Source organism: Streptomyces sediminimaris (assembly GCF_047049295.1).
In the GTDB taxonomy this organism is placed as follows: Bacteria; Actinomycetota; Actinomycetes; order Streptomycetales; family Streptomycetaceae; genus Streptomyces; species Streptomyces sediminimaris.
This window is the reverse complement of sequence record NZ_JBJWOT010000001.1, coordinates 7,365,819-7,387,041: the sequence shown is the minus strand read 5'-3', so window position 1 is coordinate 7,387,041 and position 21,223 is coordinate 7,365,819. Positions and strand designations below refer to the sequence as shown.

At 72.2% G+C, this 21,223-nt stretch carries 18 protein-coding genes; 6 read left to right on the top strand and 12 right to left on the bottom strand.

Annotated elements, in window-relative coordinates; genetic code table 11:
• Positions 1-64: 64 nt before the first annotated feature.
• Positions 65-433, top strand: a complete 369-nt coding sequence (locus tag ACJ9NR_RS33845; protein WP_412490864.1) for a helix-turn-helix transcriptional regulator — start codon at positions 65-67, stop codon at positions 431-433.
• Here the strand turns inward: ACJ9NR_RS33845 and ACJ9NR_RS33840 are convergent.
• Together ACJ9NR_RS33840 and ACJ9NR_RS33835 are read right to left on the bottom strand one after the other, a co-directional pair.
• Positions 417-1,319, bottom strand: a complete 903-nt coding sequence (locus tag ACJ9NR_RS33840; protein WP_412490865.1) for a glycosyltransferase family 2 protein — start codon at positions 1,317-1,319, stop codon at positions 417-419. The two genes, ACJ9NR_RS33845 and ACJ9NR_RS33840, sit on opposite strands and share 17 nt — an antisense overlap.
• Complete coding sequence (locus ACJ9NR_RS33835) at positions 1,316-3,280, bottom strand: O-antigen ligase family protein (protein WP_412490866.1); 1,965 nt, start codon at positions 3,278-3,280, stop codon at positions 1,316-1,318. Before ACJ9NR_RS33835 ends, ACJ9NR_RS33840 begins: the two co-directional genes overlap by 4 nt.
• Positions 3,281-3,399: 119 nt before the next feature.
• On the opposite strand from ACJ9NR_RS33835, the gene ACJ9NR_RS33830 reads away from it, so the two are divergent.
• Positions 3,400-4,062 (top strand): hypothetical protein, encoded by a 663-nt coding sequence (locus tag ACJ9NR_RS33830; RefSeq protein WP_412490867.1) that lies wholly within the window; start codon positions 3,400-3,402, stop codon positions 4,060-4,062.
• A gap of 29 nt (positions 4,063-4,091) precedes the next feature.
• On the opposite strand, the gene ACJ9NR_RS33825 is transcribed toward ACJ9NR_RS33830, so the two are convergent.
• The 8 genes from ACJ9NR_RS33825 to ACJ9NR_RS33790 all read right to left on the bottom strand — a co-directional run bounded on the left by ACJ9NR_RS33825 (position 4,092) and on the right by ACJ9NR_RS33790 (position 15,393).
• Entirely contained in the window at positions 4,092-5,138 is a 1,047-nt protein-coding gene (locus ACJ9NR_RS33825) for a glycosyltransferase (protein ID WP_412490868.1), read from the bottom strand.
• Positions 5,139-5,205: 67 nt separating this feature from the next.
• Positions 5,206-8,739 carry a DUF4082 domain-containing protein gene (locus ACJ9NR_RS33820; protein WP_412490869.1) on the bottom strand — a complete coding sequence of 1,178 codons (3,534 nt, stop codon included), beginning with the start codon at positions 8,737-8,739 and terminating at the stop codon, positions 5,206-5,208.
• A 138-nt stretch (positions 8,740-8,877) separates the two neighbouring features.
• Positions 8,878-9,996, bottom strand: coding sequence for a DegT/DnrJ/EryC1/StrS family aminotransferase (locus ACJ9NR_RS33815; RefSeq protein WP_412490870.1), 1,119 nt, complete (start codon positions 9,994-9,996; stop codon positions 8,878-8,880).
• Entirely contained in the window at positions 9,993-10,706 is a 714-nt protein-coding gene (locus ACJ9NR_RS33810; RefSeq protein WP_412490871.1) for a NeuD/PglB/VioB family sugar acetyltransferase, read from the bottom strand. The genes ACJ9NR_RS33815 and ACJ9NR_RS33810 overlap by 4 nt, the downstream gene beginning before the upstream one ends.
• A complete protein-coding gene (locus ACJ9NR_RS33805) occupies positions 10,703-11,842 on the bottom strand; it encodes a DegT/DnrJ/EryC1/StrS family aminotransferase (RefSeq protein ID WP_412490872.1) in 1,140 nt (379 codons plus the stop codon). Before ACJ9NR_RS33805 ends, ACJ9NR_RS33810 begins: the two co-directional genes overlap by 4 nt.
• Complete coding sequence (locus tag ACJ9NR_RS33800) at positions 11,839-12,825, bottom strand: NAD-dependent epimerase/dehydratase family protein (protein ID WP_412490873.1); 987 nt, start codon at positions 12,823-12,825, stop codon at positions 11,839-11,841. The genes ACJ9NR_RS33805 and ACJ9NR_RS33800 overlap by 4 nt, the downstream gene beginning before the upstream one ends.
• Positions 12,826-12,907: 82 nt before the next feature.
• Positions 12,908-13,963, bottom strand: coding sequence for a Gfo/Idh/MocA family protein (locus ACJ9NR_RS33795; RefSeq protein ID WP_412490874.1), 1,056 nt, complete (start codon positions 13,961-13,963; stop codon positions 12,908-12,910).
• 23 nt (positions 13,964-13,986) lie between these two features.
• Positions 13,987-15,393, bottom strand: a complete 1,407-nt coding sequence (locus tag ACJ9NR_RS33790; RefSeq protein WP_412490875.1) for a sugar transferase — start codon at positions 15,391-15,393, stop codon at positions 13,987-13,989.
• A gap of 318 nt (positions 15,394-15,711) precedes the next feature.
• On the opposite strand from ACJ9NR_RS33790, the gene ACJ9NR_RS33785 reads away from it, so the two are divergent.
• The 3 genes from ACJ9NR_RS33785 to ACJ9NR_RS33775 are packed head-to-tail and all read left to right on the top strand — an operon-like array spanning position 15,712 to position 19,149.
• The gene (locus ACJ9NR_RS33785; RefSeq protein WP_412490876.1) at positions 15,712-16,563 is read left to right on the top strand and encodes a glycosyltransferase family 2 protein; all 852 of its coding nucleotides are present in this window, start codon (positions 15,712-15,714) and stop codon (positions 16,561-16,563) included.
• Positions 16,564-16,588: 25 nt separating this feature from the next.
• A complete protein-coding gene (locus tag ACJ9NR_RS33780; RefSeq protein WP_412490877.1) occupies positions 16,589-18,094 on the top strand; it encodes an MFS transporter in 1,506 nt (501 codons plus the stop codon).
• Between the two features lie 32 nt (positions 18,095-18,126).
• Positions 18,127-19,149 carry a TolB family protein gene (locus ACJ9NR_RS33775; RefSeq protein WP_412490878.1) on the top strand — a complete coding sequence of 341 codons (1,023 nt, stop codon included), beginning with the start codon at positions 18,127-18,129 and terminating at the stop codon, positions 19,147-19,149.
• Between the two features lie 126 nt (positions 19,150-19,275).
• Here ACJ9NR_RS33775 and ACJ9NR_RS33770 read toward each other — a convergent pair whose 3' ends face one another.
• Positions 19,276-19,710: a VOC family protein gene (locus ACJ9NR_RS33770; protein WP_412490879.1), complete on the bottom strand. Its 435-nt coding sequence runs from the start codon at positions 19,708-19,710 to the stop codon at positions 19,276-19,278.
• Between the two features lie 155 nt (positions 19,711-19,865).
• Entirely contained in the window at positions 19,866-20,507 is a 642-nt protein-coding gene (locus tag ACJ9NR_RS33765) for a TerD family protein (RefSeq protein ID WP_412491837.1), read from the bottom strand.
• A gap of 218 nt (positions 20,508-20,725) precedes the next feature.
• Between ACJ9NR_RS33765 and ACJ9NR_RS33760 the strand changes: the two genes are divergently transcribed.
• Positions 20,726-21,208 (top strand): CBS domain-containing protein, encoded by a 483-nt coding sequence (locus ACJ9NR_RS33760; RefSeq protein ID WP_412490880.1) that lies wholly within the window; start codon positions 20,726-20,728, stop codon positions 21,206-21,208.
• Positions 21,209-21,223: the final 15 nt, after the last annotated feature.

Below are 21,223 nucleotides of genomic sequence, written 5' to 3'. Positions count from 1 at the left end.
CAGTTACCTGAAAAATATGTCATGCATCTGGGTTCCGGCAACGCCGGCCCCTAAAATGCGGGTCATGGTTGGAGTGCCCGAACCTCACACCGGATGGACGTTCATCACCAGCCACGCGCGGGTGCTGGCCGCCATCGCCGATGACCCGAACGTCCGCATCCGCGACATCGCGGCCCACTGCCGTCTGACGGAGCGCGCCGTCCAGCGGATCATCTCCGATCTCGAGCAGGACGGTTACCTCTCCCGCACCCGCGAGGGGCGCACGAACACCTACCGCGTCGAGTCGGACAAGGTGCTGCGCCACCCGGCGGAAGCCGGCCTCTCCGTCACCGCGCTGCTCTCCCTGCTCGTGCAGGACGAGACCGAACGCGTCCGGAAACCGGTGGCGGTAGCCGGCCCGGGCTCCCGCGAGCGGGTCACGGGCCCGGCGTAGCCCTCAGCGCCCCCGGCCGGAGCAGGGCCCCCGCCGCCGCCCGGCTCGCCTTCCTGCCGAGGGCCGCCCGTGACGCCTCGCGCAGGAGTACCGCACCGCGGAAGGCAGCGGTCGCCACGGCGCCGTGGCGACGCCCGTACAGCCGCACGCGGTTCAGCGTGAGCAGGGTCCAGAGCCGGGGGGAGACCTGGGAGTCTCCTCCCAGGTGCACCGCCTCGGCGGTCGGCTCCAGCCGCGTCGGGTGGCCCGCGTCCCGCGCGCGCAGGCAGTACTCCGTCTCCTCCGAGTAGAGGAAGAAGGACTCGTCCCAACGGCCGCACGCGGCGAGGCAGTCCGCCGAGACCGCCATCAGCGCGCCCGTCGCCCAGTCCGCGCGCGTGGCCCGCCGGTAGGCGGCCGGGTCGGTCACCAGCTCGCTCAGGGCCGGGAAGCGGCCGGCCCGGCGATTGCCGATGACCGCCTCGCCGAGGGCCCGCAGCACGCTCGGCTCCCGGCGCAGTGAGTGATGGGGAGTGCTCCCGCCCTCCTCGTACAGCAGGGGCACCACGATCCCCGCGTCCGCCCCGAGACCGTCGACCAGCCGTTTCGCACACCCCTGCCGCATCCGGACGTCGGGGTTGCAGATCAGGGCGGCCCGCACCGGACCGGCGGCGTCCAGCGCCGCGTTGACCCCGGCCGCGTACCCGGCGTTGCGGCCGGTCCGGACGATCGTGGCACCGGGGGCGAGGGTCCTGACGAGGTCCACGGTGCCGTCGGCGGAGTCGTTGTCGGCGACGACGAGGTGCCAGTCGAGGCCGGCCATGCCCTCGGGGAGCGCGGCGAGGAAGCCGGGGAGTACCGGGGCGCTGTTCCAGGTGACGACGATGACGGCGACGGACGTGCTCATCGGGACTCCACCAGTCGGTCGAGCTCGGCTTCCGGGGTCGTGCGGGGGCCGGGCAGGGCGGCGGCCGCATCGCGCCGGATGAAGCCCAGGTAACTGGCCCCCGCCCCCAGCGTCAGGAAGAACATCCCGGCGAACATGGGGAAGCTGAGGGAGTCGAAGGTGGCGCTGCTGACCATGGCGACCAGCGCCGAGGCGAAGAACGCCTGGCCCAGTTCGCGGTCGGCCTCGGTGCGGGCCAGCCGCCGGATCGAGCCGCCCTGGTGGATGCCGGTGACGAACAGGACGAACAGGGCGACGAATCCGAGCAGGCCCATCTCGGCCAGGCCCAGCATGTACTGGTTGTCGGTGAAGAAGTACAGGTCCGGGGTGAAGGTGCCGAAGCCCCGTCCGAACAGCGGGTGTTCCTTCAGATAGGGCACGATCGCGCTGTACTTCACGGTACGGGCCTGGGTGCTGCTGTCGGAGTTGGACAGGAACGACGCGAACAGGCCGGTGATCGTGCCGATCAGCCCGGGGACGAGCACCTTGAAGACGGCGACGGAGGCCGTCAGCACCCCGATCGCGGCCCAGCGCCGGACCGGCTTCCAGCGCGGCACCATCACCAGCGCCACCAGCAGCAGTCCGATGATCGACGTCCGTGACACCGACAGGGGCAGCGCGCCGGCCATCAGGATCACCGGACCCCAGCGGCGCAGCACGTGCAGATGGCGGCGGACCGGGTCGAAGGCCTGCTGCACGGCGAAGGGCAGCAGGATCGCCAGCATGCCCGCGAACTCGAGCGGTTGGGCCGTGGTGGCGCGCGGACGGGTGAAGGCGCCGCGGTCCATGACGCTGACCTGGGCCACGCTGGTCTGCAGACCGGGGATGTGGATGGAGTCGGCGATGTTGGTGGCGGCGAAGAAGTCGTAGAAGCCGATGGCCGCGACGACGGACGCCATGACGACCACCCGGCGCATCAGCACGTCCAGCCGGCCGCGCTCCTGCACGGCCGCCGAGGTCAGGACGACCAGCGACACCCACACCAGGTATCCGATGAGTCCGCGGTCGGCTCCGAGGACCTCCTCGTGGGAGCTTTCGCGCAGGGCGTCGGAGATGTAGGCCGCGAGGACGGCCAGTCCGAGGACGCACAGGGCGACCCGGACGAGCCGGGTGCCGGGGGCGGGCAGGATGCGGCCGCCGAGCCAGGTCGCGAGGTACCACATCAGGCCGAGCAGGGCGAAGACGTTGGCGGGGGTGCCCACGCCGCCGAGCGCGGGCAGGGCGAGGTTGGAGGGGATGAAGAAGGCGAGCACCAGGTAGACGGTGAGGATCGCGGTGGCGTCGACCCGCCGGCTGAGCACGCCCGCGCGGATCCGCCGGGGGGCGCGGGGCTTCTTCGGCCGCCTCGCCTGCCGGTAGCGGCGGCGGACCACCGAGACGCCTTCCATCAGGATCGACAGGAGGAAGGCGCTGACCACGCCCAGGATGATGACGGCCGCGACGCCCTGGTAGCGGCTCTTGGACTTGGCCACCGGGGTCTGCGGCAGCACCACGGGCGCGGTCTGCACGGCGTACGCGGGCGGGACCTTGGCGGCTTCCTGCAGCGCGTCGAGCTGCTCGCCGGCGAAGGTGGTCAGGGTGTTGGTCTCCCTCAGCACCTTCTCCCGGTCGGTGCCGGTGACGCTGAGCACCACCAGCGGGCTGTCACTCGCCGGCGCGAAGCCGGCCGTGTAGCTGTCCGTGACGCCCCGCCCGGCCAACTCCTTGGCGGCGTCCGCCGATTGCAGCGTCCTGATCAGCACGTCGGCGGTCACGATGAGGGAACCGCCCGCGTTCGAGATGGGGTTGCCGAAGGTGGGGGCCAGCCGGGCGACGGCCGAGGAGTCCAGCAGCGCGACCGAGCTGTGGGACTCGTAGGAGACCGGGACGGTCACCCACAGATACCCGCCGCCGATCAGGCTGAGCACGGTGAAGGGCACCATGAAGTACCACCGTCGGCGCAGAATTGCCCATATCTCACCAAGACTCACGATGCGTCCCTCCGTTCGGTGGCATCCCACCGTGCGCCCTGCCAGTATCGGCAGTGACGGAAGGAACTCGTATGTCGCCTGGGAACGTCGCCGACGCGCTGCTCCGCCGCTGGTACGTGGTGGTGGGCGCGCTGCTGCTGACGATGGCCGGGGCGTACTTCGTCATCCGGCCCGCCCCGCAGTACGTCGGTTCGGCGGTGGTCGTGCTCAAGCCGCCGGTGACGCGCAGCCAGCCCAACCAGTACACCAACCTGCAGCCGCCGCTGGCCGTGGTCTCCTACGGCGTCGTCCAGCAGCTGCGCTCCCCCGCCGGGGCCGCGGAACTGCGCGCGGCCGGCGTCACGGGGACCTACCATCTCGTCCCCCGCAACAGCGGCACGAGTGCGACGCCCCAGTACCTGATCCCGTCCCTGCAGGTGCAGTCGCAGGCGTCCAGCGCGGACGCCGCGGTGACGTCGGTGCGCCGCATCGTCGACGTCTACAGCAGGCACGTCGAGCAGTTGCAGACCGCCCAGCGGGTGCCGGCCGGGGCACGCATCATCCCCTCCGTGCTGACCTCCCCGAGCGCCGCGGAGGTGCGGGGCAGCAAGAGCCGGGGTCTTGCGGGCACCGCGCTGCTGGGGCTGTCGGCCGGGGTGATCGGCGCGCTGTGGCTCGACCGGTACGCGATGAGCCGCCGGAAGACCCCGCGGGGCCGCCGGCGCAGCTCCGGACCCCTTCCGGTCACCGGCTGAGCGGCCCGCCGGGCCGAACTGATCGCTCATCAGATGCCGCGGCGCTTCCAGGACTCCCACCACAGCCACTCCCGCCCGCGCTCGGCCACCGCCGACCACACCAGCGGCTGCAGACAGGGCATCACCCTCGGCCCGATCCGTCTGCGCAGCCGCAGCGCCCGGTACTCGGGCAGCGCCCGGTAGCCGGGCAGGCACCGCTCGGCGAAGGCCACGCACTCCTCGACCGGTACGACGCCGGTACGGCCCCGGTCGTATGCGCGGTAGGCACGGCGCAGGGCGAAACGGGCGAGGCGGGTGTGGACCTGCTCGGCCAGGCGGTCGGCCTCGGGCAGCCGGTCGGCGCACTTGGCGAGCACCGAGTCGAAGGCGGCCAGGCGCTGGCGCAGGTCGTCGAGCTGGCCGCCGAAGTCGACGGTCGACATGTTCCTGCCGTGCACGCGGTAGAAGGCCTGGTCGGCGCCGCGGACGTAGCCGACGTCGGCGTGCGCGGCCAGCCGCATCCACATCTCGATGTCGCCGGCGTGCGGCAGGGCCGGGTCGTAGCCGCCGACCTTCCGCTGGAGGCCGGTGCGGACGACGACCTCCGGCGAGGTGATGCAGCCGGTGCCCTCGCGGAAGCGCCGCTCCAGCCACCAGGCACCGGGGTAGACGACCGAACCGGTGCTCCGGGTGCGGGCCCTGGGCAGGGGGCCGCCGTGCTGGAAGCGCAGCGGGCGGCCGTAGGCGAAGCCCGCCTCGGGGTGGGCGTCCAGCAGCCGGGCGGCGCGGACCAGCGCGCCCGGCACCAGCCGGTCGTCGGCGGACAGCAGGGCCACGTAGTCGCCGTCGGCCCACTCCAGGAGGCCCTCGTTGTAGGTGGCGATATGGCCCTTGTTGGTCTCGTGGACGAGGACCTCGACGCGCGGGTCGGAGGCGGCGAGCTTCTGCGCGGCCGCCGCCGAGTCGTCGGGCGAGGCGTCGTCGATGATGAGTACGCGGACGTCGACGCCGTCCTGCTCGTCCAGGACGCTGCGCACGCAGTCGGCGAGGAAGTGGCCGTACTTGTAGCAGGGGATCACAACACTGACGCTGCTCATCGGTCGAAGCCAATCCCCGTCGGTGGTCCGCGCCGCGCGCGGACCACCGACGGTGCGTGCGGACGGGTCAGTTCTTCTTTTTCTTCACGACGGTCCTGCTGGTCAGGGTCCAGCTGTGGGACTTCACCAGGTGGCGGTGCCTGTCCCTCGCCGTGACCGTGACCTTGAACCGTGTGCCGTCCGGCAGGGGGGCGGAGAGGTGGACGGACGCCTTGTGGGTCGCCCGGTCGTAGGAGACGACGGCCGTCACATGCAGCTTCCTGGCGGCCTTCGAGCCCTTGACGACGGTCACGCTCGCCTTGACCGACGTCACCGCGGCCGCCTTGCCCACGGTCATGACCAGAGGGCTCGCCGAGTCGGCGGTGTGCGCCACCGAGGACGCGGTCGCCTCCGAGGCGTTGGCCGTCGCCAGGGACGCGCTCGGGTTGTCGGCGGTGAAGACCGGCCCCACCCAGTAGTTCGCGGATCCGTAGGAACCGCTGGGGAAGGCCGGATCGGCGCCGTAGCGGTAGAGCCCGTTGTGATGGTCGGTGGTGTCGGCCGTGGCCGTCAGCGGATACGACTGGTGGGCGCCCGCGAAGTAGCCGCCGTCCACCGCGTAGTTGCCGTTCGGCGCGTGGTAGGAGACGACGTACGGAGTGCCCGCGGTGACCGCCACCGGGGTGGCGAAGGTCAGGGTCTGCCAGCCGGAGGCCGTCTCGTTGGTGAAGGTCCCACTGGCCAGCAGCGTGCCGTTGTCCGACCACAGACTGCCGGTGTGGGTGCCCGTGTTGCCGGTGCCCTTGTAGAAGGTGACACCGGTGATCCAGCCGTCCGCCGAGGACGTGAACCGGGTGCCCAGCTCCACGGAGTTGGCGTCACCGGTCACATCGGTCGTGGCCGGCACCGCGGAGGAACTCCACAGGGTGCACGGGCAGGTGACCGCGGGCGGGGTGGAATCGGTGGTGAAGGACCACGTCACCGGGTCCGTCATGGCGTTGCCCCACACGTCCGACGCCTGGACGGAGGCGGTGTAGGTGGTGTGCAGCGCCAGCTGCGTCGACGGGGTGAAGGTCACCTTGTCCGCCGCGGGGAACGTCAGCGACCCCGGCACCGTGGCGCCGCCCGCGTCCTTCAGGGAGAAGGTCACGTTGTCGGTGTCGACGGCCGCGCTGAAGGTGGCCGACACCGGTGCGGTGATCGACGTGCCGCTCGCCCCGGACGTCGGGGAGGTGGCGGTGACGGTGGGCGGGGTGGTGCTGGCCGTCGAGGTGTCCAGCACCACGTCGACCCAGTAGTTGCTGCCCGAGGACTGCGAGGACGGGAAGGCGCTGGTCGAGCCGTAGTGGAAGACGCCGTTGCCGCCGTCGGTGCCCGACTTCAGCCCCGTCAGCGGGGCCAGGCCCGCGTCCTTGTCGGTGAAGTAGCCGCCGTCGAAGGAGTATCCGCCGTTGGGCGCGAAGTAGGAGGCGACGTAGGTGGTGTTGGCCTTGACCGCCACCGGGGTGGCGAAGTTCAGCTGCTGCCAGCCCGAGGCGGTCTCGCCCGTGAAGGTGCCGGTGGCCAGGCGGGTGCCGGAGGCGGTCCACAGGCTGCCGGTGTGCGTGCCGGTGTTGGCGGGCGACTTGTAGAAGCGCACCCCCGTGATCGAACCGGCCACCGTGGTACGGAACTTGACGCCCAGCTCCAGCGAGCTGCCGTCGCCGCCGTTCACGGTGCCGGGGACGGCGGAGGCCGGCCAGATGGTGCAGGGGCACGCCTGGGGGCCGACGGTGACCGGAACGGTGGTGACGGCGCCGATGTTGACGCTGTCGTCGACCGCGCGGACCTTGATGGCCGCGGTGCCCGGGCTGGTCGGGGTCCAGGTGTAGGTCCACGAGGACAGGCCCTTGGCGGCCTTCCAGGTGGCGCCGCCGTCGGTGGAGACCTCGACGCGGGCCACGACGCCGCCGCTGTCGGAGGCGGTGCCCTTGACGGTGACCGGCTTCAGCTCCGGGACGGTGGTCCCGGAGGCCGGGCTGGTCACGGTGACGGCCGGTCCGGTGGTGTCGGTGGAGGCCGTCGCGGCGACGAGGTTGCTCTGCCGGGTCAGGGGCTGGACACCCATGTCGGCGAGGATGTTCAGCGTCGCCTGCTGCATCCGGGAGTCCTCGGTGACCACCGTGTCGGCGGGGTTGTAGGTGGGGACGTCGGTCAGGCCCCACGACCACTGCACGGTTCCGGTGCCGAACACCAGGGCCCCGGAGTCCTGGTCGCGGAACTCGACCAGGCTGTGCGTCGCCGTGCCGTTGCCGTAGACGTTGCCCCAGTCCATGCGGAGCTTGCCGTCGTTGATGTCCACCGTCGTCGACGACACGTCGATCGCGCCGGCTGGCCGGGTGCTGTTGTCGAGGTCGCTGTCCCACTCGTAGCCGAGGGTGCCGGTCGGGAACGTGGCGGTCTGGCTCGATGTCAGGTCGGCGATGGAGGTGTTGCGCCAGATCCGGTTCCTGCCGTACGAGCCGGGGACGGTGATGGCGTCGCTGCGGTAGCCGTTGACGGTGAACATGGAGCCGGTGAGGATGTTCGGCGGCTGGTAGTCCTGCCCGTAGTTCTTGCTGGCGGGGTCCATCCAGGTGCCGGTCCAGATCCCGCTGGGATCGGCGATGCCGTTGTTCTGCTCCATCTTGGTCATCTTGTAGCAGACCAGGGTGCGGTCGGCGGTGTTGGTGCCGTCGATGCTCGGCGCGAGGCGGGTCTTCCAGAAGACCTCGTTGCCGCTGAAGAAGCCCTGCCTCACGCCTGCCTTCCGCGCCGCCAGGACGTTGGAGTACTGGCTCTGCGTCCAGTACTCGTCATGGCCCGAGGACAGGTACACCTTGTGCTTCTCCAGCTGGGTCGCGCCGTTCGCCGAGGACACGTCCACGCCGGAGGTGTAGCTGACGTCGTAGCCGTTGCGCTCCAGCCAGGCGAGCATCATGTACTCGGAGCCGTAGATGCCGTTGTCGCCGCCGATGTCCAGCGGCCGGTTGTAGCTGACCTCGTAGGCGCGGCCGTCCGGCGCGGGCCCGAGGCCCCCGTAGAGGTCCTGGCCGCCGTAGTCGTTGTAGGCCTGCCAGGTCTGGTCGCTGGTCTGCACGACGATGTCGGAGGTGCTGGAGTCGTTGCGCACGACGAAGGGGTACGGCATCAGGCCGTTGCCGTCGGTCTGCGACAGGTTCGCGATGTACAGGCCGGACACGGCGTCGCCGGGCACGGTCCAGCTCGCCGTCACCGGCCAGTTGCCGCAGTCGACCAGGCCGGTGTTCTTGGTCGTGCAACTGGCGGGCTTGGTGGTGTAGTTGGCCGGATACGTCACCGCCGCCTGGGCCGCGGTCGACATCTGGCGCGCGCCGTCGCCGCCGTACCAGCCCAGACGGTAGATCTGGACGTTGTACGGCGTCTTCGACTGGACCTTGAACTGCACGGTGTCACCGGCCTGGACGCTCTCCTTGGTGGAGAAGCCCTGGATGTCACCGTAGGCGTTGGGCGCGAACCAGTCGGTCTTCGGGGCGCCCGGCTTGGAGTTCTCGCACACGATCGGGTTCGAGCCCGACCCGCACGGATCGGACGCCGCCTGCGCGGACCCGGCCAGCGGGAGCACCGCCAATATCAGTGCCGCTACGACGGCGAGGCGCCCGCCTCTGATCCGTCTGCTCCAACGTTTCATGAGTACCTCTCAGCGGTGCTGTGCTGGACCGGCCCGCGGGGGCCGGTGTGGAGCCGAAACTGCGGGGGCCGGTCAGGCCGTGAGCGCGTCGGTGAGCGTGTCGGCGACGCGCTGCTGCTGGTCGGGCGTGATCTGCGGATACAGCGGCAGCGACAGGATCCGGTCCGCCGCGTGCTCCGCGTTGGGGAAGTCGCCGCGGCTGTGGCCGAGATGGCGGTACGCCGGGGTCAGGTGGACCGGGGCGGGGTAGTGCACTCCGGCGCCGATGCCCTCGGCGTTGAGCTTGCCGACCACGTCGTCGCGGTCGGCGCCGGCGACCTGGATCACATACAGGTGCCAGACGTGGACGTTGCCGGGCGCGGTGACCGGCAGGACGACCCGGCCGGCCCGGACCAGGTCGGCGAGGAGCGCGTCGTAGCGGGCGGCGGCCGCCCGGCGGGCCGCGTTGCCGTCCGCGAGCCGGGCCAGCTTGGCCCGCAGGACGACGGCCTGCAGCCCGTCCAGGCGGCTGTTGAACCCGGGCACGTCGTGGCGGTACTTGGCGACCCCGCCGTGGTTGGCGATCGCCCGCACCAGGCCGGCGCGTTCCTCGTCGTCGGTGAGGACCGCGCCCGCGTCGCCGTAGGCCCCGAGGTTCTTGCCCGGGTAGAAGCTGGTGGCCGCGACGGAGCCGCTGCCCGGGGTGCGGCCGTCGCGGCTCGCGCCCTGGCACTGGGCCGCGTCCTCCACGACCGCCACGCCGTCGGGCAGCTGACCGGTCAGGGCGGCCACGTCGGCCATCTGCCCGTAGAGATGCACGGGCACGACCGCGCGGGTGGCGGGGGTGACCGCGTCGAGTGCGGCCCGCGGGTCGAGCAGGTGGCTGCCGGGCAGGCAGTCCGCCAGGACCGGGCGGGCGCCGATCCGGGCCACCGCGCCGGCGGTGGCGATGAAGGTGTTGGCGGGCAGCACGACCTCGTCGCCGGGGCCCACCCCGCTCGCGCGCAGGGCGAGTTCGACGGCGTCGGTGCCGTTGGCGACGCCCACGCAGTGCGCGACGCCGCCGAAGCCGGCGTACTCGCGCTCGAAGTGGCGGACCTCCTCGCCGCCGACGAAGGCGGTGTTGGCGAGGACGCGGTCGAAGCCGGCCCGTACCTCGTCGGCGACCTCCTCGTGGGCCGCCTTGAGGTCCACAAGCGGAATCTGGTTCATGTGACTGGTCCCCCCAGTGCGTGGTGCGTCGCGAAGTCGTCGGTCCGCTTCGCGAGTCGGTCGAGCGCGGGCGCGTCCGCCGCGCGCAGCCGCCGGGCCGGGCTCCCCACCCAGACCTCGCCCGGCGGTACGTCGCCGAGCACGGCGCTGCCCATCCCGATCAGCGACCAGGCGCCGATCGTCGTGCCTTCCCTGATCAGCGCGCCGGAGCCCACATAGGCCCCGCGGCCGAGTCGTACGCCGCCGCCCAGGCGGACGCCGGAGGCGAGCGTGGCGCAGTCCTCGACCACGTCGTCGTGGGTGAGCACGGTCTGGGGCATCACGGCCACGTGCGCGCCCACCCGCACGGCGGCGGTCAGCACGCAGTGCGCGAGCAGCACCGAGCCGCGGCCGACCCGCGAGGTCGCCGACACCGCCGCCGTCGGATGGACGACGGTGGCGTAGCGGTCCTCCGGCAGGGCGAGCCGGCTCACCAGGCGGGCGCGGGCCGCGTAGTCCCGCGGGTTGCCGACGCAGACCACCACCCGGGCGGCGGGCAGTTCGCGGACCAGGTCGCAGCCGCCGAGCACGGGCACGCCGTCCACCTCGGTGCCGTGCAGGGCGGGGTTGTCGTCGAGGTGGCCGAGCAGCCGGAACCGGCCCGCGTCGGCCACGGCCTGAGCGGTCTCCCGGGCGAAGCCGCCCGCCCCGACGATCACGAGTTCGTTCATCCACCGGCCTGTTCGCGCAGTACGGCCACGACGCGGTCCTGCTGGGCCTCGGTCATGGTGTGGAACAGCGGCAGGATCAGCGAGTCGCGGCTGATGCGCTCGGTGACCGGCAGCGGCGCGCTCGGGTGGCCCGCGTAGGCGGGTTCGAGGTGCGCGGCCATGATCCCGCGCCGGGCGGAGACGCCGGCGTCGGCGAGTGCGGCGAGCAGGTCGTCCCGGCCGACGGGGAAGTCCTCGGCCGGCAGCACCCAGTACGACTGGAAGTTGCCCTGCCCGTACGCGGGATCACGGACGGGGGTGAGGCCGGGCACGTCGCCCAGCAACCGCTCGTAGCGGGCGGCCAGTTCGCGGCGGCGGGCGATCATCGCGTCGAGCTTGCCGAGCTGGACCAGGCCGATCGCGGCCTGGACGTCCGTCATGCGGTAGTTGAAGCCGACCTCCAGGTAGCTCTCCAGGACGGGCTTGTCGCTGGCGTGGCGCTCGGCCGCCGAGGCGTTCATGCCGTGCTCGCGCAACCGGCGCAGGCGGGCCGCCCATTCGGCGTCGTCGGTGGTGACCATGCCGCCCTCACCCGTGGTGAGGAGCTTGCGGGGGTGGAAGGACCAGGCGGCCAGGAGCGCGCCGTGCCCGACGGGCTTGCCGCCCACGGTCGAGCCGATGGCGCAGGCCGCGTCCTCCACCAGCGGCAGGTCCCACTCGGCGCAGGCGGCGCGCAGCGCGTGCACGTCGGCCGGTACGCCGCCCTGGTGGACGGCGAGGACGGCCTCGGTGCGCGGGGTGCGCACCGCCTCCACGGTGGCCGGCGTCAGGTTGCCGGTGACGGGGTCGACGTCGGCGAACACCGGCTCGGCGCCGACGTGGCGGACGGCGTTGGCGGTGGCGATGAACGACAGCGAGGGCACCACGACCTCGTCGCCGGGCCCGATGCCGAGCGCGACGAGCGAGAGGTGCAGGGCGGTGGTGCAGGAGCTGACGGCGACGGCGTGCTCGGCGCCCACGCGTTCGGCGAAGGCCTTCTCGAAGGCGGCCACCCTCGGGCCCTGCGCGACCCACCCCGAGAGCACGGCGTCGGAGGCGGCCTTGGCCTCCTCCTCGCCGAGCCAGGGGATCATCACCGGGATGCGGTCGGTGCTCACCGGGCCGCCTCCTCGGTGGCGGACCGCTCCGCGCGCCACCAGTCGACCAGGTCCTTCAGCCCCGTACGCAGGTCGATCCGCGCCGTGAAGCCGAGCCGGTCGGCGGCCCGCGAGGTGTCGGCGAGGCGGCGGGTCACGCCGTTGACGGCGCGGGCGGGCCCGTGCACCGGCTCCAGACCCGTCGCGCCCATCGCCTCCAGCAGGCCCTCGGCCAGCTCCTTCAGGGAGGTCTCCGTACCGCTGGCGATGTTGAACACCTCGTCGGTCAGGTCCGATTCGGCGGCCAGGACGTTGGCGCGGGCGATGTCGCGGACGTCGACGAAGTCCATGGTCTGCGTGCCGTCGCCGAGGATCAGCGGCGGCTCGCCCGCCTCGATGCGCTCCATCCAGCGGATCAGCACCTCGGTGTACAGGCCGTGGATGTCCATGCGGGGGCCGTAGACGTTGAAGTAGCGCAGCGCCACGTAGTCCAGGCCGTACATGGCGTGGAAGCTGCGCAGCATGCCCTCGTTGAAGGCCTTCGCCGCGCCGTAGAAGGTGTCGTTGTTGTAGGGGTGGTGGCGTTCGGTGGTCGGGAAGTCCTCGGCCATGCCGTACACGGACGCCGAGGAGGAGGCGATCACCTTGGCCACGCCGGCCTCGGCCGCCGCCTCCAGGACGTTGAAGGTGCCGTCGACCAGGACCTCGTTGGCCAGCCGGGGCTCCTCCGCGCACTGGGTGATGCGGATCGCGGCCAGGTGGAACACCAGGTCGGCGCCCTCGGTGACCTTCCGTACGGTGCCGGCGTCCCGGACGTCGCCCTCGACGACCTCCACGACCCCGCTGGGCAGGGCCCGGGCGAGGTTGGCGCGCCGTCCGCGCACGAAGTTGTCCAGGACGACGACCTCACGGGCGCCGCCCTCGGCCAGGAGGTCGACGAGGTTGGAGCCGATGGTGCCCGCTCCCCCGGTGACCAGGATCTTCTTGCCACGTACGCTGCTCAACTGCTGTGCCCTCTCAGGGAATCGCATCGCTGACTCGGCTCGTCGGCCCGGCTCGCCGGCCGGCTCGCCGATGTGGTTCCGCTCAACGTCCGGCGCGCAGGCCGACGACCGCGCCCTTGAACTCGAGGCTGCGGGAGGCCGCTTCGAGGATGTCCAGCACCCGCAGGCCCGCCCGGCCGTCGGTCAGCGGGGCCCGGCCCTGCCGGATCGCGTCGCCGAACTCGTCGACCATGCTGCGCAGCGCCTCCTTCTCGCCGATCGCGGGCGCGACCATGTCGCCGGAGCGGTAGGAGATGAGCATGTCCCGGCGCTCGTCGGCGCCGATCTCCTGCGGCGAGGCCAGGTCCACGCCCCGGTCGAAGATCGCCACTCGCTGGGCGGGGTTGAGGTCGTCCCAGACGAGGGTGCGCTTGGAGCCGCCCACCATGGTGGTGCGCACCTTGGTCGGCGACAGCCAGTTGACGTGCACGTGGGCGATGGCCCCGGTGTTGAGCTGAAGCGTCAGATAGGCCACGCAGGCCTGGCCGGCGCCGATCGGGTCGGCCCCGTGGGCGGCGACGGCGACCGGCTCGACGCTGTCGGGGAGGATGAAGTCCAGGATGGACAGGTCGTGCGGGGCCAGGTCCCACATCACGTCGATGTCCTTCTGGACCAGCCCGAGGTTGATGCGGACCGAGTCGACGAAGTGGATCTCGCCGAGTTCGCCGTCGCGGACCAGCTCCCTGATGCGGCCCACGGCGGGCGTGTAGCAGTAGGTGTGGTCGCACATCAGGGTGAGGCCGCGCTCCTCCGCCTCGGTCACCAGGCGCTGCCCGTCGGCATAGGTCGCCGCGAGCGGCTTCTCCACCAGGACGTGCTTGCCGGCGCGCAGGGCGGCCAGCGCGATGTCGAGGTGGGTGCCGGCCGGGGTGGCCACGGCGACGGCGGCCACCTCGGGGTCGGCGAGTACGGACGTGTAGTCCGAGGTGGCCTCGACCGTCGAGTAGGCGCCGAGCACCCGCTCGGCCCGCCGGACGTCGAGGTCGCACAGCCACCGCAGCCGGAAGCGGTCGCTGGCCTGGAAGTTGCGCACCAGATTGGGGCCCCAGTAGCCGGCCCCGACGACCGCGACCCCCAACGGCTGCGTGGTCTGCGTCACGTGCTTCCTCTTTCCTCGGTCCATCAGTAGGCCCCCGTTCCCCGCACCACCGCGGACCCGGTGCGCGCCAGGATCGACAGGTCCAGGCCCATCGACCAGTTGTCCACGTATCCGAGATCGAGCCGGACCGCCTCGTCCCAGGGCAGGTCGGAGCGTCCGCTGACCTGCCACAGCCCGGTGAGGCCGGGCTTGACGAGCAGCCGGCGCTTGATGTCCGGGGTGTACTCCTCGACCTCCTCGGGCAGCGAAGGGCGCGGGCCGACGAGCGACATGTGCCCCTTGACGACGTTGATGAGCTGCGGCAGTTCGTCCAGCGAGCTGCGCCGCAGGAACGAGCCGACACGGGTGACGCGCGGGTCCTTCTTCACCTTGAACAGCAGGCCGTCGCTGTTCTCGTTGAGGTGCTCCAGTTCCGCCCGCAGGGCCTCGGAGTCCACCCGCATGGTGCGGAACTTCAGCATGGTGAAGTGGTCGCCGAAGCGTCCCACGCGCTCCTGCCGGAACAGGGCCGGGCCGGAGCTGTCCAGCCGCACGATCAGGGCGATCAGGAGCATGGGCAGCGAGAGGAGCAGCAGCAGGCCCGCGGCGAGGGAGCGGTCCAGCACCTCCTTGGGCAGCCGGGAGAGCCGGGACAGGTCGGGCGCCTTGATGCGCACGAGCGGCACCCCGTTGGTGGGCCGTACCGCCAGCCGCGGGGCGGACACGTCGGTCAGCACCGGGGCGAGCAGGAAGTCGACGCCCTGGGCGGCCGCGCTCCAGGACATCCGGCGCAGCACCGTGGGGTCGGCTCCGGGAACCGGCAGCGCCACCAGGGTGTTGATGCCCAGGGCGTGGATGACGTCGTTCATGCCGCCGATGCCGCCGAGGAAGGGCAGGCCCAACTTCCGTATCTCCGCGGCGTTCTCCGGGTCGCTCAGGCAGACGCCGGCGACCTGGAGTTCCTGTGCGCCGGCGCGCCGCAGCACGGAGACCAGTTCCACGATGCCGCGCGAGGGCCCGATCAGGAGCGTCACGCTGCGGTCCCGGTCCCGCCCCCAGCGGCTGTGCAGCCGGCGGCGGAGCGCGCAGCGAACCAGCACCGCCGCGGCGGCCAGCGGTACCGCCGCCATGATCATGTCATGAAGGAGGTCCGAATCGCGGGCGAACAGCCCGTACGCGACCGCCGCCAGCGCCGGCAGTGCGACGGCCCCGCGCAGCACTCTGCGGTACTCCTCGCCCCCCAGCCCCAGGGCGCTGCGTTCGTAGCAGCGGTGGGCGAGCAGGGCGACGATCCAGGCCGGCGGCAGCACCAGGGCCACCGCCCACCGGCCGTAGACCGCGTGGATCAGGAAGGCCGCGGCAGCTGCCGCGCAGCCGTCCGCGACCAGCAGTGCAATCCGGTACTTGTGCTCCCAGCGTCTTCGGCGAGCTCGTGGACGCCTGTGTTCCACTTGCACTCGCTCATGCGTGACCTCAATGGCCATGCCCCCCCCACCATGTGCGCGGCTACCCCTGACCGAAGTGCCCTGGACCGAGCGGCACCGGAAAGCGACGGGAGCGTCAGCGGTTCCCCAACCGCCTCATGCCCCAGCACGCCGGCTACAGACTGATCAGAATTGTTCACCATGCCGCACCGTGACACGCAATCAAGAACTCGTTCCCCACCCAAACCGGTCCGGCGAAGCTCAATCTAGACCACGGCCCGCAGTCTCGGGAACAGTTGGACGAAACACATGTCGCAATAACGACACCGGCGGCATACTGCCCGCGTGACCAGCATCGTGATCCCGGCCCACAATGAGGCGTCCGTCATCGGGAGACTCCTTGACGCACTGTTGGCCGATTCCGACCCCGGAGACGACACCGACATCCTGGTCGTGTGCAACGGCTGCACGGATTCGACCGCGGACGTCGCGGCCGGCCGTGGCCCACGCGTGCGGGTGGTGGAGACCCCGGTCCCGTCCAAACACGCCGCGCTGCGCGCGGGCGACGACCACGCGCGCGGCTTCCCGCGGGTCTACGTGGACGCCGACGTCGTGATCACGGGTGCCGCGGTGCGGGCGCTGGCCGAGCCGCTCCGGGACGAGGCCTCGGGCATCCTCGCCACCGCCCCGGAGCGGCGGATTCCGCTCGATTCGTGCGCCTGGCGGGTCCGCGCCTACTACCGGATCTGGCAGCGGCTGCCCGCCGTACGCGAGGGGTTGTTCGGACGGGGCGTCATCGCGGTCTCCAAGACCGGACACGAGCGCATCGCGGCGCTGCCGCCGCTGATGGCGGACGACCTGGCGGCGTCCCTGGCCTTCGGGCCCGCGGAGCGCCGGGTGGTCGACGCGGCCGCGGTCGTCGTCCAGCCGCCCCGAACCTGGCCGGATCTGATCAGAAGGCGCATCCGGGCGGCCGTGTCCACCGCACAGATGGAACAGAATCAGGGGCCGGACGAAGCATCGGCGCGCACGAGCACGGCGGACCTGAAAGCCATGCTCCGGGAGGAGCCGAGGCTCCTGCCCGGCGTCGTGGTCTTCCTCGCGGCAGCGGTCAGCGCCCGGCGCAGGGCCCGCAAGGCCGTCCGCGCCCAGGACTTCGGCACCTGGCTGCGGGACGAGAGCAGCCGGCGGAACTGACCGCACCACACCTGGAGTTCCCGACGTGTACCTCACCGACCGATCCGCGCCCGTCCGGGCGGGGACCGACCAGGGTCCGAGACGCGGGCCGGGGCGCGGGGTCGCCCCGGTCGTCCTCGTCCTGGGCACGGTCAGCCTCATCACCGACATCTCCTCGGAGATGGTCACCGCCGTACTGCCGCTCTACCTCGTCACCACGCTCGGCTTCAGCCCCCTGGGGTTCGGCACCCTCGACGGCGTCTACAACGGCGTCAGCGCGCTGGTCCAGCTGACCGGCGGCCACCTCGCCGACCGGGTTCGCAACCACAAACTCATGGCCGGTCTCGGCTACGGCCTGTCCGCGCTGTGCAAGCCCCTGCTCCTGCTCGCCGGCAGCGTCGGCACGCTCGGCACGGTCCTCGCCCTGGAGCGGACCGGCAAGGGCCTGCGCACCGCCCCGCGCGACGCGATGATCTCCCTGTCCACGCCACCCGGGAAGCAGGGCCGCGCCTTCGGCGTGCACCGCGCGATGGACACCACCGGCGCGATGCTCGGCCCGCTCGCGGCCTTCCTCATCCTGCGTGCGGCGGTCGACGGCTACGACGCGGTGTTCGGGGTGAGCGCGTGTGTCGCCGCGCTCGGGGTGCTGGTGCTGGTGCTGTTCGTGCCGGGCCGGCGGCGGGGACCGGACCGCCGGCAGCCACCGGGCGGGCGGCTGCGCCCGGCGAGCGACGAAGCGGCCCCGGCGGAGCGAGCGGCCGATTCGGAGGGTGCCGGCGGTCCGGACGGGGCCGCCGCGCCGGAGGCCGTCGCGATCGCGGAACACGCCGCGGTTCTGCGGCAGGCCGCGGTTGCGGACGGAGGAGGTGCGGGAGAGGAGGGGGCCACGGCGGAGGGAGGAGCCGTGGCCGACGCGGACGCCACGGCCGATACGGAAGCCGCGCCGGGCGGCCGGCAGCCCGTTCGCCTCCGTGAAGCGCTGGCGCTCCTGCGGGTGCCCCGGATGAGGGCGCTCGCGGGGTGCGCCGCCCTGCTCGGCCTGACGACCGTGAGCGACGCCTTCGTCTACCTGCTCCTGCAACGGCGGGCGGGCATCGCCGAGGAGTGGTTCCCGCTGCTGCCGCTGGGCACCGCCGCGGTCTTCCTGCTCCTGGCCGTGCCCTTCGGCGCCCTGGCCGACCGGATCGGCCGCCGTACCGTGTTCCTCGCCGGGCACGCGGTACTGCTCAGCGCCTACGCCCTCCTGCTGTGGGCCCCGGCCGCGCCGGCCCTGCCCTGTCTCGTCCTCGCCCTGCACGGCACGTTCTACGCGGCCACCGACGGCGTGCTTCCCGCCGCCCTCGCCGGCATCGTCCCCGCCCATCTGCGCGCCAGCGGCCTGGCCATCGTCGGCACCGGCCAGGCACTGGCCCGGTTCTGCTGCTCGCTGGCCTTCGGCGCCGCCTGGACGATGTGGGGAGACGGCCCGGCACTGGCCGGCTCGGCGGCCGGCCTGCTGTGCTGCGCGGCCGTCGCGGGCGTCGTCCTGCGGCCGGCCGACGGACCCCGATGACCACCTCAGCGACCAGAACCACAAGGATCCGGATGACCTCCATGCGCCGCCGCCTGCTCGTACTCGTCGCGGCGGTCCTGGTGCTCGCCGGCGTCGGCACCGGCGTCGTCCTGCACGCCGCCGCCCGCGCCGACCGCGCGAACCGGCCCCAGGCGGGCGGTCCCGCGGTGGGCGAGGGCACCCTGACGCTCCGCCAGAAGCACCGCATCGCCTTCGTCAACGGGGCCGCCGGTCCGCACCGCACCGCGGTCGCCGCCGTCCCGTCCACCGACCCCGGGGCCACGCGGACCGCCACGCACCTGAAGTGCGCGCGGTTCTACGCGGCGGGCGGCACGGGCATCTGCCTCCAGTCCACGACCGGCGTCCTCAAGCAGAGCAACCGCGCCCTGCTGCTGGACGCCGACCTCCGCACGCGGCGCACCTTCGCGCTCGCGGGCACGCCCAGCCGGGCCCGGATCTCGCCCAGCGGCCGCCTGGCCGCCTGGACCGTCTTCGTCTCCGGCGAGTCCTACTCCTCGGCCTTCTTCTCCACCCGCACGTCGATCCTGGACACCCGCACCATGCGGCTGATCCCGAGCCTGGAGACCTTCTCGGTCATCCGGGACGGCAAGCCCTACCACGCCTCGGACATCAACTTCTGGGGTGTCACCTTCGCCCACGACGACGACACCTTCTACGCCACCCTCAACACCGCCGGCAAGACCTACCTGGTGCGGGGTTCGCTCTCCCGCCGTACGGTCACGACGCTGGCGGAGAACGTGGAGTGCCCGTCCCTCTCCCCCGACGAGACCCGCGTCGCCTTCAAGAAGCGGATCCTCTCCCGTACCGATCTCTGGCACGAATACGTCCTCGATCTCAGGACGTCGAAGCAGACACCGCTGGCGGAACGCCACAGCGTCGACGACCAGGCCACCTGGCTGGACAACCGCACCGTCGCCTACGCGCTGCCGTCCCAGGGCAAGGTCGGCACCAGCGACTTGTGGAGCGTGCCCGCGGACGGCACGGGCGCGCCCCGCCTGCTGATCACCGGCGCCTCCTCGCCCGCGCCGTTGTAGCACCGGTTCAGCGGTCGTAGCACCTCCGCCCGGGACAAGAGCGGCTTCCGGCCGTGAGCGGAGTCCGACCCGCGCGCCCGGTGGTGATCAGCCGGGTGGAGCCGCCGGGCTCCTGCCGGCAGGAGGTCAGCCGCCGACGGCGCCCGGCACCTCTTCCGTGACGCCGTTCAGCGGTGAGCGCGGATCGCTGCCGTACGGGCGGGTGATGACCTCCATGCCGTGGCCGGCGGGGTCGAGGAAGTACACGCCGCGCCCGCCGTCGTTGCGGTTGATCCGGCGCGGGTGCCGGCCGTGCGGGTCGGCCTGGATCGGTACCCCGTCGGCCACGAGCCGGGCGAGGACCTGCGTGAACTCCTCCTCGGAGACGAGGAACGCGTAGTGCTGGACGGGAATGTCGATGTCGACGGTGGCGAAGTCCAGGGTGACGCCGTTGGCGGTGGTCACGGGCAGGAACATGCCGGCCGGTTCCCCGACCTCCAGGCCGAGGACCCCGGCGAGGAAACGAGCGGACTTCTCCCGGTCGGGGGTGAGCACGATGGTGTGGTTGAACTCTACTGACACGGGTCAATGCCTCCACGGGCATCTCCGCGGCGCCTCCATGCCTCACCCGGCCGGTGACCGGCACGCGATGCCGCGCGGGAGAGCGTAGAAGCACTCCCGCGCCCGCGTCGAGCGGTTTTCGGCCGCCCGGCACCGCCGACCGGGCGGGCCACCGGCTAGAGCGTCCCTCCCTGACGGGTCGGCGGGGTGTGGTCCGCTCGCACCGTGCCCATCTCCATGGCGAAGACGGCGGTGTCGCTGTCGAAGCCCCTGATCACCTCGCGCAGGTCCCACTCACCGGAGGCGTTCCGGGTGAACTCCACCACGGTCGTGGCGGTGGAGCCGGCGACCCGCGCGAAGTCGTCCGCGAGCAGCTCCGTGTACTTCTCCACGACCACGACCGCCGCGTTCGCGATGTCGCCGAAGGTCCGGTGCCCGCCGTCCTGGTGGATGCTCACGCCCACCACGACCCGGCCGAAGGACGGCGCCAGCCGGTCGAGCTCCAGCACCATCACCTCGACGAAGCCGTAGCCCTGGCCGGTCCGGCTGTGCCGGTTCATGTTGATGGTGCCGTCCGGTGACCGGCTGTCGTAATGCACGACGTACACCGGCCGCCCGTGAGGATCGTCCGCCGCGTAGGTCGCGGCGATGATGTCGAGGTGCCGTGGGGGCTCCCCGAGGGGACTCGGGTCCCACTTCAGCCGCACCTCGACCTTCCGTGGCCCCTTGTCGGCACTGCTCACCGGACGTCGCCTCCCCCGTGTCGGACCGCGGCGGGACCGACGTGGCCCCGCTCGACAAGTATCGCCCCTGACCAGCCACTTGATTCCTTCTTGACGCGCTTCTTGCCGAACCGGGCGCCGGCGGCGGCGCCGGCCGGCACCGCGCGCGCCGGCGCCGCGCCGGTGAGCGGGCCGCCTCCCGTCGCGCCCCCGGCCGCACCGGTCGCGTATGTTTCCCCCCGGTGACCTGGCGCGCGGGGCGGGAACGTACGACGCTGGGCGCGGGGACGATTCAGACGGACGGGAGCCGGACGGTGCGGGCACGTGACCTGGCGGTGGAGTACGAGTCGGTGAGCGTCGACAGCGACGCTCTGGACGCGGCGCGGCTGATGGCCGAGCACAAGCTGCCGGCCCTGCTGGTGCTGGACGAGCGCGGCGAGCCGAAGGCTGTTCTGCCCGCCTCCCAGATGATCAAGGTGCTGGTTCCGGCCTACGTCATCGACGATCCCACGCTGGCCGCGGTGGTGGACGAGCGGCACGCGGACCGGCTGTGCCAGGCGCTGGCCGGCCGCCGGGTCGGCGAGTGCCTGTCCCATACGGCCGCGCCGCCGCCGATCGCCGACCCGGACGACACCGCGCTCGAGGTCGCCGCGCTGATGGCGCGGGTGCGCAGTCCGCTGGTCGCGGTCGCCCGCAAGGACAAGGCCGGCACCCGTCTGCTCGGCGTCATCACCGCCTCGCACCTGCTGCACGAGCTGTTGAGCAGGGCGGGAGCACCGGACACGCCGACCACCTGAAATCCCGTGCACCCG

Bases quoted from the DNA above. Each gene is read 5' to 3' on its own strand.
- ACJ9NR_RS33825 (WP_412490868.1), bottom strand. From the start codon at position 5,138: ATGAGCAGCGTCAGTGTTGTGATCCCCTGCTACAAGTACGGCCACTTC.
- ACJ9NR_RS33840 (WP_412490865.1), bottom strand. From the start codon at position 1,319: ATGAGCACGTCCGTCGCCGTCATCGTCGTCACCTGGAACAGCGCCCCG.
- ACJ9NR_RS33845 (WP_412490864.1), top strand. From the start codon at position 65: ATGGTTGGAGTGCCCGAACCTCACACCGGATGGACGTTCATCACCAGC.
- ACJ9NR_RS33775 (WP_412490878.1), top strand. From the start codon at position 18,127: ATGACCTCCATGCGCCGCCGCCTGCTCGTACTCGTCGCGGCGGTCCTG.
- ACJ9NR_RS33810 (WP_412490871.1), bottom strand. From the start codon at position 10,706: ATGAACGAACTCGTGATCGTCGGGGCGGGCGGCTTCGCCCGGGAGACC.
- ACJ9NR_RS33830 (WP_412490867.1), top strand. From the start codon at position 3,400: ATGTCGCCTGGGAACGTCGCCGACGCGCTGCTCCGCCGCTGGTACGTG.
- ACJ9NR_RS33835 (WP_412490866.1), bottom strand. From the start codon at position 3,280: ATGGTGCCCTTCACCGTGCTCAGCCTGATCGGCGGCGGGTATCTGTGG.
- ACJ9NR_RS33815 (WP_412490870.1), bottom strand. From the start codon at position 9,996: ATGAACCAGATTCCGCTTGTGGACCTCAAGGCGGCCCACGAGGAGGTC.